Source organism: Proteus sp. G2674 (genome assembly GCF_009915195.1).
GTDB classification, from domain to species: domain Bacteria; phylum Pseudomonadota; class Gammaproteobacteria; order Enterobacterales; family Enterobacteriaceae; genus Proteus; species Proteus mirabilis.
On the sequence record NZ_JAABLS010000002.1, the window covers coordinates 1 to 12,141 of the forward strand.

The window sequence follows — 12,141 nt, forward strand, 5'->3', positions numbered from 1 at the left end:
AAAGGTAAACTTGATCTTAACCTACCGGAGATTTGGGAATTTGCTGCTTACCACCGTGTCGCCCCTAAATGGGCTGTCCATTATAATTTAGCTTATACCAGTTGGAGTGAGTTTAAAGAGTTAAGAGCAACACGTAAAAGTGATGGTCAACAACTCTTCAATAAAGAAGAAGGCTTCCGTGATGCATGGCGTATTGCATTAGGAACCACTTATTACCATGATGATAATTGGACATTCCGCACCGGTATTGCCTTTGATGATAGTCCTGTTCCTGCTGATAAGCGCTCTATCTCGATCCCTGACCAAGATCGCTTCTGGTTAAGTGCGGGGGCAACCTACGCATTTAATAAAGATATGTCTGTGGATGTTGGTTTAGCCTATATGCACGGTAAGAAAGTGACAATTAAAGAGAAGCTATCTGAAAACTTACCATTGCCGGCTTATGAATTTGAATCATCAGGTAAAGCATGGTTATACGGTATGAACTTTAACTATCGCTTCTAAGCTGATTTGCTACTTTAAATACAAAAAATGGTCTTAAAAAAGACCATTTTTTATTTAAACAACCAGATAAACAGATTAATCGATAGAATCTAAATCATCTTCAATCGCTTTTGCGTTTGGATTTTCACCTGTTTTCCCGCCATTAGCATCGAAATCATTTTTTTGGAAATAGGCTTCACGCATCATTAAATATGGATCAGATGAGTTTTGTAAAATTGCATCTGAATCTAATAATTGAGCTCGCGTTTCAATACCTTCAAGGGCCCATTTACCCGCAGACATCCAGAAAGTGAGGTAACTCAGTACTGGATAGGTGGCATCAGCCCAATCGCCCCCCTCTTCTCGTACTGTAAAGCTGCCATAGCCCGGTAATACCACATAAGGGCCATATCCCACACCATAATGCCCTAACGTACTACCAAACCTTACAGGAACTTCTTTTTCCATTGATTCTCTAGACATTCCTGCAACATCGATTAAACCACCAATACCAAATACGGTATTGATCCAAAAACGCCCGAAATGCTTAGCCCCTTTTTCAAAATCTCCACGTAAGATGCTATTTAGCATACTTGCTGGCTCTTCAAGGTTACCTAAGAAATTCGATAGTCCATTACGTGCTGGTGGTGGAACATAATCACGCCATACTACGGCCACAGGTCGTAATACGTAAGGATCTAACACATAATAGTTAAAATTAAACATCTGGCGGTTAAACCCTTCCAAGGGATCAGAACGACTGTCACCATTGTTAGGTGTGCTTGCACATCCTGAAAGTAAAGCTACTAAAAGAGCAACACCGCACAGGCGATACTTCATAATGTTCTCCGCTAACTGTCCTATGATAATAAGAGCATAGGTCACTATTCATCATCTTTACATATAATACTGTCAATAGGCGATAAGTGATACTGTTATTCGTTTTTAATCTTATAAGAACATTCGGGATTTATTTTTACCCAATAGAGCTAACTATGCCCGATTGACAAAAATATTTGAGATTGTTTTTTATGCACAACACCTAATAGTTACATAATTCAAAGAAGAAGTAATTCGCAATAATCAAGCTAAGAATTTTCTTACCTTAAAGTATCTATCTATATAAAAAATACGCTATTTTATTTGTTATTTTTATCCATTTTATATCAAGAAATAAAAAAACATAAAGATACATATACAAATTTCCCTATCCAAATAAAACATAAAAATAATTTATCAATATTTTTTAATTATAATAAGCAAAATTAGAATAGATTAAAGATAGTCATAAATAGATAAAATAAAGATATCATGATTAGGCTATCAATAGCTAAATTATCATTTTCGATATTAGGATATAATGAAGAAAAATTTCTCTATTTTTCCTTGCTGACCCATTATATCATTAAGTTTTACCAGATAACTTCAGCTAAGTTACAAATTAATCGAGATATCAAGCCACCAACATGCACTATCAATTATTCCTGAAAATGCTAAGTATGCATTAGGCTCTCAACGTAGCGATATTAAAACATCCTGTAATGTAGATACTTTTTTAACATTTACAGTTTCAGATTTGTTTGTAGAAAATAAAGCTAACATATGGAAAAAACTTTAGTGTAATTTTAGAAACTAGAGGAGCAAAAAGTAATGTAATTTATTGATATACAAATCAATTAAAAAACCTCTAAATAAAATATAGATATTCCTGAAGAATTTAGATTATATAGAGCAAGCTACTATTACATTTAGTTTTTGAATTTAACATTTAAACAAAATGAGTAATAAATATCACATTATAAGCAAGCTATTATTAATAATCTCTTTTTGATTCCCCACTACATATAAAATCAAAAAGCATTAAAACTTTCATTACTCATTATTAAAATAGGCAGAAATAACAATATAACCATTAACGAAATGATTATACTTTTATGATAAAAATTTAAACAATAGCTTTACGATTCATTTTAAATAAAACATTTTTTGATATTCTAAATTAGATAAAAAATAATAAAATATTTTCAATAACATCATAATTTGATTAAACAGACTAAAATAAAAGAAAATACTTAATTTTAAAACTTAAATAATAATTTAAAAGGGGTATCATAATCCTCTAATTTAATAATTCATTATTCATTCACGAAAAGGAAGAGTAAAATGAAAAAGAATTTTCTCTATTTTACCTTACTAGCGGCTATATCAACATCAGCGCTAGCTGTAACACCTTCGGCTCAATTACAGATCAATGGGGATATAAAACCGCCAACTTGTACAATCAATAGTTCTAACAATACAGAAGTTGTCTTTGACTATGGCCGCATATCGCCAAGCTTGATACCACAATCTTCAAACTATCAATATGTGGATATGAAACCAGAAACAAGCATCAGTATTGAATGTGATGCTAAAACTTATTTGACGTTTATACCTACTGACACATATGGTGATGTAGATCTTGATTATAATACTAGTTTTGATAGTGCTTGGTTTCGCTTAGTTGATAAAGCCAACCCAGATAAAGCTGTTGGGGCTTCATTTTTTAATTGGAAAGATGCAACTGTTGACGGAAAAACGGCTTTTATAAGCCGAGCAACACCTAAAACAGCTGAACTGGGGAAATCTGTCTTAGTTAAAAATAATATTCATGGGTGGACATCAGAGCAACAAGAGGATGTATCCGCCGCATCTCTTAAATTAGTCTCAGGTGAAATCTTTACCACAAAATTTATACCAGGAATATCATCTCATACATTTATTCTTTCTCGTGATAAGCTAGCTAAAAAAGCGATAGATATTAGTAATGGACTCGATTTTATTGGTGAGGCCGTATTAACATTCTCTTTCGGTGTTTAAAAAGTTTAACAAAAGCACTCTCACTATATTAACAAGCTATTAGCTTGTATACATTAAACGGGTAGGAGCCTTCTTTATTTTATTCCCCTCCCGTTTATTGCTTTAATTTTTTATGACTCATTCAATTAACCTACTAATTTTATATTTATCATTTTTATTACGATCTACTGTGACAATATAAAAATATAGAAATAGCTATTAAGGCAGTATTATCATTGATTACAAAATAAACCTTGCTAACTCAATGACTAAATACCTTGATCCCTCCACCACAAAAACGGTACTATACGGACACTGAGAAACAGTTAAGCACCCTCTCGCAAAATGTTCCCTTAGTTAAATGGATATAACGAGCCCCTCCTAAGGGCTAGTTACAGGTTCGATTCCTGTAGGGAACGCCAATTATAACAACCTATCATTTTACCTACTGCTTATTCTCGCTATAAAAAATAGGTTATTTATTAACAACACCCAATGAGAGTTTGGTGATTTAATAAAGCCTTATCAAAAATAATAACCTTTATTGTCGATAATTTGGCCTAAATTCCTATTTCACTGTCTGCACCACAGAAGTAAATCAAATCTATATTCGGTAGCTTATATCACCTGTTATGGACAGGAGAATTTAAATGATACTTTGGCTGATCTCTTTTGGCTTAATTTCAGGTATTACTACATGGTTATTTGGTTTTGGCGGTGGTTTTGTTACTGTGCCCCTACTCTATACTCTCATTCTTACACTTTGGGCTGGTGATAGTTTAGTGGGTGAACATGCTATGCAAATTGCTGTGGCTACCTCTGCGCTCATTATGCTGTTTTCCGCTATTATTACGACCCTAAAACACCATAAGGCGAAAAAAATAGATTGGAAATTAATTATGATCTTATTTTGGGGGATTGCATTCGGTGGGATCTTCGGTGCCTTACTTGCCTCAACCGTCCAAGGTGAATGGATCCGATGGATTTTTATTGGCTATCTATTCCTTACTATCTTAGATTGCTATTTTCGCCCCGGATTTATGGCGCCACGCAAAGAAATACAAAAAGTAACCAACAAAAAAGAAGCGTTAACTGGCACTATTATTGGCATTATTGCAGCTTTTTTAGGTGTAGGTGGAAGTGTTATGACCGTACCTTTATTACGCCGTAGAGGTATGTCAATGACTCAATCGGCTGCAATGGCAAACACATTGACATTCCCTTTAGCATTAACGGCAACACTCACTTATATCTTATTGTCTTTCACTACCCCGTTAGAGGATAGCGCTGGATTTGTTGGCTATATTTGGATAAAAGCAGCCGTTATTCTAATCTGTAGTACATGGATAGGATTAAAAATAGCTGAATGTTTTTTATCACGTATACCGGATAAATGGCATGCGAGAGTTTATCCGCTGTTATTGATATTGGTGTTAGTCGTTATGCTGAACTAACCCGCTAACATACCTCTGAACAAGGCAATTCTTATCTATCTGTATTGCCTTTAATATTTCACACAAAAGTGAAATTGTTACATTTACTCGACTTAATAGTAGCGTATTTTGACACCCTAGATACAACCCAATAACCATTAATATAATTAATTAAAAATTATACATAATGAATAATATATTATAATTTATCTTATCTTTTTTATGATGGCATAATTATCTACCTCTTGGATAAATTAAATCTTAATTGACATTTAATTCTATCTTTTATAGATATTTCATTATTAAAATAAGACATTATAGCAAATATAATAAAATAGCTTCTTTAGCTTAATAAAATTAAAAAACTTATTTAGTCTTTATTTTAATAACAATTTAATTACAATTAAACCCCTCACCGATATATATAAAAATACATATCGATTGAAAATTATATCAATATTTTTTCTTACCTTAATAATATATTATAGATACACTTTAAAAGAATAAATCATTCCTATAACCATATGAATATTAAAGGCATGGTTATTTTTTTTATAAAACTCTTAATTCATTTCCTTTAACAATAACCAGACCCTAACTAATGCCTTAGAAGAAAATAATTATCATTTTATTTTGTCTCTATTTGTTAAATTATTTTATGATATTTATTAACTTCTTTGTTGCTATTATTTATTATTTCCAACTAACTCATCACTTATTAATGAATAAATTGAAGACACCATCAAATATTTATTTAACCAACTGTATATAATATTTAGCTATAAGAAGAAACTGGAGGTTATATGAGTATTAGTCGTCGTTCTTTTATTAAAGGGATGGGTATAGGATGTGTTGGTTGTACGGTGGGAAGTTTACCACCAGGGGCCCTCGCACTTAATCCAGTAACATCTCTTAAGGGTCAGTCTAAATTAACACCAAGTTTGTGTGAGATGTGTTCTTACCGTTGTCCTATAGAAGCTCAGGTTGTTAATAACAAAACTGTCTTTATCCAAGGTAACCGAAATTCACCACATCAAAAAACTCGAGTCTGCGCGAGAGGAGGCAGTGGTGTTAGCCTTATTTATGATCCGAAACGCATTGTAAAGCCCATGAAACGCAAAGGCCCTAGAGGGGCCGGAGAATGGGAAGTTATTAGCTGGGAACAAGCTTATACAGAAATTGCCGAAAAGATGGCAAGCATCAAACAACATTATGGTGCTGAAAGTATCTTTTTTTCATCAAAATCAGGTTCTCTTTCCTCTCATTTATTTCATTTAGCGGCGGCATTTGGGTCACCAAACACCTTTACGCATGCATCAACTTGTCCTGCGGGCAAAGCCATTGCTGCATCGGTAATGATGGGTGGTGATTTAAAAATGGATCTCGCAAATTCTAAATATATTCTTTCTTTTGGTCATAATCTTTATGAAGGAATTGAAGTTGCAGAAACCTATGAATTAATGACGGCACAAGAGCGTGGTGCAAAATTAGTCAGTTTTGATCCTCGATTATCCGTTGTTTCCAGTAAAGCCAATGAGTGGTTTGCAATCCGACCAGGTGGCGACTTACCTGTTCCAATGGCCATGTGTCATATTATGGTAAAAGAAAATCTTTATGATAAAGATTTTATAGAAAAATTTACTGTCGGTTTCCCTCAGTTGGTGGAAGTATTACAAGATACCACCCCGGAATGGGCACAAGCTCACTCTGATGTTCCCGCAACAGATATTATTCGCATAACACGTGAAATTGCGGCTAAAGCTCCTCACGCCTTAGTTATGCCTGGTCATCGCGCAACCTTTAATAAAGATGAAATTAATATGCGCAGAATGATCTTCACCTTCAACGCCCTACTGGGAAATATTGAACGTGAAGGTGGCATGTATCAAAAGAAAGCTGCTGCAAAATATAATAAATTAGCGGGCATCAATGTTGCACCTGAATTGGCTAAACCAACCGTTAAAGGCATGCCTAAAATTACGGCAAAACGAGTCGATGCTACAGCGCCTCAATTTAAATATATCAATAAAGGCGGCGGTATTGTTCAATCTATCATTGACTCTACACTCCATGGTGTACCTTACCAAACCAAAGCTTGGATTATGTCACGCCATAATCCATTTCAAACAGTAAGTTGCCGACCTGATCTAGAAAAAACAGCCCAAAAACTCGACTTAATTGTCAGTTGCGATGTGTATTTAAGTGAAAGTGCATCTTATGCAGATTATCTGTTACCAGAAAGCACTTATTTAGAAAGAGATGAAGAGATTTCTGATGTCTCTGGTTTAAATCCTGCTTATGCATTAAGACAACAAGTTGTCGAAACTATTGGTGATACCAAACCAAGTTGGTTAATTTGGATGGAATTAGGAAAAAAACTGGGGTTAGCGAGTTATTTTCCTTGGGAAAACATGGGAGTTCGTCAACTTTATCAAGTTAAAGGGGATGAAAATCTCTATAAAGAGATCCACCAAAAAGGCTATTTATCTTATGGTATTCCGCTGCTTTTACGTGAACCATCCTATGTAAAAGCCTTTGTTGCACAATACCCAGATGCTATCAAACATGTTGATAGTAACAATATGATGGAAAAATCTCTTTCTTTTAAATCACCAAGTGGTCTTATTGAGATCTATTCGGAAGAGTTAGAAAGTCTATTAGAGAATTATGGTATTCCTCGTTTCCATAACTTCCCATTAAAACAAAAAGATGAACTCTATTTTATCCAAGGAAAAGTCGCAGTACATACCAATGGTGCGACTCAATATGTACCTTTATTAGCAGAGCTAATGTGGAAAAATCCTGTCTGGTTACATCCTGATACCGCAAAAAGTCATGGAATTAAGCATGGTGATGAGATCATTTTAGAAAATAGCGTAGGCAAAGAGAAAGCCCATGCCTTAATTACGACAGGTATTCGTCCTGACACAGTATTTGTCTATATGGGTTCAGGCTCTAAGACCGGCGAAAAAACGCCAGCAACCACAAATGGGATCCACTGCAGTAGTTTATTACCTCATGAAATTAGCCCTGTTTCAGGCACTGATGTACATACTTCAGGCGTCAAAATTAGTCTGGCTTAAGGAAAAAAATAACGATGAATAGCAACTCTAAACAATTTGTCATGCTACACGATGAAAAACGTTGCATTGGCTGCCAAGCTTGTACCGTAGCATGTAAAGTCATCAATGATATTCCTGAAGGATACAGCCGACTACAAGTACAAATTCAAGGCCCTCATAATGATGAGGCAGGAGATCCACATTACCAATTTTTCCGAGTTTCCTGTCAACATTGTGAAGATGCGCCTTGCGTTTCTGTCTGCCCTACAGGTGCTTCATTTATTGATGAAAATGGCATTGTACAGGTTAAAAAAGAGCTCTGTATTGGCTGTGATTACTGTGTTGGTGCTTGTCCTTATCACGTTCGATATATCAATCCATTAACACACATTGCCGATAAATGTAATTTCTGTGCTGATACTCGACTAACAGAAGGTGAGTTACCTGCTTGTGTAACGGTATGCCCAACTGATGCATTGGCATTTGGTCGCATTGACTCACCCGAGATCCAAGCTTGGATCAAACAGAAATCCGTTTATCAATACCAATTAGATAATGTCGGAAAACCAAATTTATTCCGCCGTAAAGAGATCCATCAGGGAGATAAAGCATGACAAGTATCTGGGGAGCCGAACTCTATTATACGCCAGATTACTGGCCTGTATGGTTAATTGCAGCAGGTTTGATCATTGTCGCCATGATAGCCATATTGGTGCTACATGGTTTTTTACGTTATGCACTGGCACCTAAGCAAAGTGGTCACTATGAAGAAGAGCGTGTTTACTTATACTCTAAAGCCATTCGTTTTTGGCATTGGGGTAATGCCTTACTGTTCATTCTTCTATTAATCAGTGGATTGTTAGGCCACTTTTCTATCGGTAATGTTCCATCGATGGTACTACTACACAAAATCTGTGGTTTTATTCTCATCGCTTTTTGGATAGGTTTTGTTGTAATTAACCTAACCACAAATAATGGTGTACATTACAAAGTCAGACCGCAAGGATTAATTGGACGCTGTATCAAGCAAGCTCGCTTTTATCTTTATGGTATTATGAAAGGTGAACCACATCCTTTTGCCGCGACTGCAACAGATAAATTTAACCCTCTCCAACAACTTGCTTACTTAGGTGTTATGTTTGGGTTAGTTCCACTACTTCTTATCACAGGCGTACTATGTTTATACCCTGAAGTCCTAGGTTATGGCTATTGGATGTTAAAAGTACACTTTATATTAGGCATCGTTGCACTCATGTTTATTTGTGCACACTTCTACTTATGTACTTTAGGCGATACCTTTACACAAACATTCCACAGCATGATTGATGGGCATCATCGACATCAAAAACATGGTGAAAGCACAACAACAAAAAATTGATAATTAGCTTTTGATAATTATTAATATCCCCATGCCTGCTTATCGAGCAGGCATTTTTACGTATTGGTATTTTTAGCTAAGATCACTGATACGTAAAAATACAGAATATTCTCCTATTCACTACGATTTTTTTATTTATTATTAACAGAACAAAATTGATATAGCTTAATTTTCTAAAAATTAATCTTTTTATGATGATATTCTACTAAATTAGTATTTTTTTGAACTAGCTAGTTTTTATTTTTACTAAAATTTTTTATATATTAAAAAATATAATTAACCAATCTTTTATATAAAGATTTTTTAGTCATAAATAACAGTAAAAAATAGCGACAAAAAAGATATGTTATAGGTAATGGTCAATATTATTATACTAATGGAATAATTTAGATATTCTTATTACTATTAAAAAATAAAAATGCCCATTAAGGGCATTTTATTTAGATTCAAGGCGTAAATGATAATAAGATAATTCTTATTATTAAATAATTAGATTAACACTCTCATAAGAATCATCTTATTTATCTAATTATTTGTATACTAGCTAACTTTCTAATTAAAAGCTTACAATCAGAAAATAGAAAGAGCCTTATTGTCAAAATGAGCTGGGATATGTTGTTCATTATTCTCAGGAACATCAACCATACCCCCCATAACATCTTCAAAGAAGTTACCTATATTAATGCCTAACACATCAAGGACTTTAACTAAGCAATCAATGTCGATACGATTAACTCCACGTTCGTAGCGAAATAATTGCTGTTCACTAATATCGATTTCTTTTGCTAACTGAAATACGGTATAACCTTGAGATTTTCTTAATGATTTTATTTTTTGTCCAACAGCGTAAGCAACTGGATACTTGTTACTCATAATATGTTCTCGCTTTTCACTTTGATTGATATCTAATTTATAATAGTGCGGGCCATCATTAATAATATATGAAAAAATATAATATCATGGGCACCTTTTTTAATTTTATTAAAATAATATTTTGACTTGATAAGAGTATTACAATTCATAACAACACTTATCATATGTAAATAATATACTACGCATTTAAACACTTTCAACCAGTCAAAAAATGACAATAATAACTTACACCTTTACTCTCACTAGTTATTAATACCTAGGAGAAGTCACAAATACAATATTAATCAATAGGTTATAATATATTAAATATAAATATAGTCTTTTTTTACCTTTAGAATTACTCATGTATTAGATTTATATTCTATCAATGCGATAATTTACGAATAAATATATCAAATTGACAAAAAAATAATCAATAAATTTCAGTCTAATTTATTTAAATTTGTGAATTAACCTCGTTAATAGAACATTTTTTACATTTTTACAAAAAATATTGAGCAATCTCAATAAATTCTAATTAATATAAAATGATACAGATTAAAACCAATAGAAACAATTAGTTACATAATTTTCATAAAGTAATAGAACTCGATCTAATTTTAAACATTTGTTAATTAATTTATATAAGCATAAACACTTAGCGTTAGAGTACTTATTAAATTTAAATAAATTTCCAATTATTATTTACTATAATTTGAATTATAATTTCCGTTATGGATTATTATTTATTTATATTTTTTCTTGTTCTCTTATTAAAGATAATCCAAATAGAAAAAGACCATAAAAAGAAGAATAAATGATAAAAACTATTTTATATCATATAGTTACAATACATTTCTTAATTTATAGAACATTTGATGTTCTACTAAAAACATACCAGCATAGCTTTTTGCCACCTTCCGCAAACCACATATTTAAACAGAAAAACTTTTTATCAGTTATTATAACTTAAGGTAAATATTTGCTATATTAAGCTATTAAATGACCATTTAACAATGATCTCATTTTGTTAAAAATTCAAAATTAGATAACCCTTTAATCCTAAGTGTAAATACTTATTTCTTATAAAGCATATTTTTACCTATCTGCAAACATTAATATTTTTATATAATTTATCTTTCTGCTATATGCACAATTTTCTCTTTTTTCGTGTAAAAAAGGAATTTCCCCCTTTAAGACAACATCTAAACAAATGAAAATGTCGTTTATTGGCATAGATCATTTTCTTTTTAATTCATAAAGATAGCGATTTGATAAAAATCAATAATTAAAACAAACGTTTAAAATCAACAAATTAATATAAAAATCTTGTTCAAAAAATAGCACCCAAAAAACGATATTTCAGAAAAAACACATAATAATTTTTAATTAAAAAGGTAATTTGGTTACTAACCACATAAAAATATTAAGGGTGTTTACTGTAAAGGATAATTTTGAATTATTTTTATTTTAACCCATATAAAAACCATAATACGTATAATTAACTAACAATAAAAAAATACGTTTTTTTTAAATTAATTTAAAAATCTTATCTATATCAAGGTGATAAAAAACGAATATCCTTGACGTTGCTATTTTTAAACTATCTTATAAGCAATAAAATAACCTATGTGCACTCAATAAAAGCACCATCCTAGCTATCTTTCTCAGTAATTTATCTAAACCTTTTAAATAATCATTTCATCATCAATCTTTTTAACACTACTAGTAGGGTAAATAAGTCGGTAATCAACCCCTGATAGCACAAAAATAATTCAGACCGATAAATAGGAGAACAGAACAGGGATCACTGCTCGATATAAAACCCCCAAGTAGATAGATAGATAGGTCGATGTAGTCTAGTAACAGACGTCCTGAATACAAAATGAGCGCTATGGATAATAGATAAGGATAATAGATAAGGATAATAGATAAGGATAAGGATAAGGATAAGGATAAGGATAAGGATAAGGATAAGGATAAGGATAAGAATAAGGAATAATAAAGGAATTTTTATCGAATGATATAAAAAGAAGTGGTGGGCGGTATTGGGCTCGAACCAACGACCTCCTCCTTGTAAGGGAGATGCTCTACC

General features: G+C 32.7%; 8 protein-coding genes and 1 tRNA gene. 7 read left to right on the plus strand and 2 right to left on the minus strand.

The annotated features are described in order from the left end of the window. A partial coding sequence (locus tag GWI58_RS00190; RefSeq protein ID WP_202608507.1) for an outer membrane protein transport protein occupies window positions 1-504 on the plus strand: 504 nt, incomplete at its 5' end. A 75-nt stretch (window positions 505-579) separates the two neighbouring features. On the opposite strand, the gene mlaA is transcribed toward GWI58_RS00190, so the two are convergent. Continuing rightward, window positions 580-1,323: a phospholipid-binding lipoprotein MlaA gene (gene mlaA, locus GWI58_RS00195; protein ID WP_004248410.1), complete on the minus strand. Its 744-nt coding sequence runs from the start codon at window positions 1,321-1,323 to the stop codon at window positions 580-582. A gap of 1,323 nt (window positions 1,324-2,646) precedes the next feature. On the opposite strand from mlaA, the gene GWI58_RS00200 reads away from it, so the two are divergent. The 6 genes from GWI58_RS00200 (at window position 2,647) to phsC (ending at window position 9,194) form a co-directional block, all read left to right on the plus strand. Then, on the plus strand, window positions 2,647-3,342 hold the full coding sequence (locus tag GWI58_RS00200; protein ID WP_161768790.1) for a fimbrial protein: 696 nt from the start codon (window positions 2,647-2,649) through the stop codon (window positions 3,340-3,342). Between the two features lie 326 nt (window positions 3,343-3,668). Beyond that, window positions 3,669-3,743 (plus strand) — tRNA-Arg (locus GWI58_RS00205). Between the two features lie 228 nt (window positions 3,744-3,971). Next, window positions 3,972-4,775, plus strand: a complete 804-nt coding sequence (locus GWI58_RS00210) for a sulfite exporter TauE/SafE family protein (RefSeq protein WP_094960107.1) — start codon at window positions 3,972-3,974, stop codon at window positions 4,773-4,775. A 782-nt stretch (window positions 4,776-5,557) separates the two neighbouring features. Next, window positions 5,558-7,837: a thiosulfate reductase PhsA gene (phsA, locus tag GWI58_RS00215; protein WP_161768791.1), complete on the plus strand. Its 2,280-nt coding sequence runs from the start codon at window positions 5,558-5,560 to the stop codon at window positions 7,835-7,837. A gap of 14 nt (window positions 7,838-7,851) precedes the next feature. Further along, window positions 7,852-8,430, plus strand: a complete 579-nt coding sequence (locus tag GWI58_RS00220; protein WP_004243779.1) for a 4Fe-4S dicluster domain-containing protein — start codon at window positions 7,852-7,854, stop codon at window positions 8,428-8,430. Continuing rightward, window positions 8,427-9,194, plus strand: a complete 768-nt coding sequence (phsC, locus tag GWI58_RS00225) for a thiosulfate reductase cytochrome B subunit (protein ID WP_004248413.1) — start codon at window positions 8,427-8,429, stop codon at window positions 9,192-9,194. The genes GWI58_RS00220 and phsC overlap by 4 nt, the downstream gene beginning before the upstream one ends. A gap of 570 nt (window positions 9,195-9,764) precedes the next feature. Here phsC and GWI58_RS00230 read toward each other — a convergent pair. Further along, window positions 9,765-10,067, minus strand: a complete 303-nt coding sequence (locus GWI58_RS00230; protein WP_004243781.1) for a helix-turn-helix domain-containing protein — start codon at window positions 10,065-10,067, stop codon at window positions 9,765-9,767. Between the last annotated feature and the right edge of the window lie 2,074 nt (window positions 10,068-12,141).

What these genes read in the sequence shown, in the direction of transcription:
- phsC (WP_004248413.1), top strand. Translation starts at nt 8,427, where the DNA reads ATGACAAGTATCTGGGGAGCCGAACTCTATTATACGCCAGATTACTGG.
- GWI58_RS00210 (WP_094960107.1), top strand. Translation starts at nt 3,972, where the DNA reads ATGATACTTTGGCTGATCTCTTTTGGCTTAATTTCAGGTATTACTACA.
- mlaA (WP_004248410.1), bottom strand. Translation starts at nt 1,323, where the DNA reads ATGAAGTATCGCCTGTGCGGTGTTGCTCTTTTAGTAGCTTTACTTTCA.
- GWI58_RS00230 (WP_004243781.1), bottom strand. Translation starts at nt 10,067, where the DNA reads ATGAGTAACAAGTATCCAGTTGCTTACGCTGTTGGACAAAAAATAAAA.
- phsA (WP_161768791.1), top strand. Translation starts at nt 5,558, where the DNA reads ATGAGTATTAGTCGTCGTTCTTTTATTAAAGGGATGGGTATAGGATGT.
- GWI58_RS00220 (WP_004243779.1), top strand. Translation starts at nt 7,852, where the DNA reads ATGAATAGCAACTCTAAACAATTTGTCATGCTACACGATGAAAAACGT.
- GWI58_RS00200 (WP_161768790.1), top strand. Translation starts at nt 2,647, where the DNA reads ATGAAAAAGAATTTTCTCTATTTTACCTTACTAGCGGCTATATCAACA.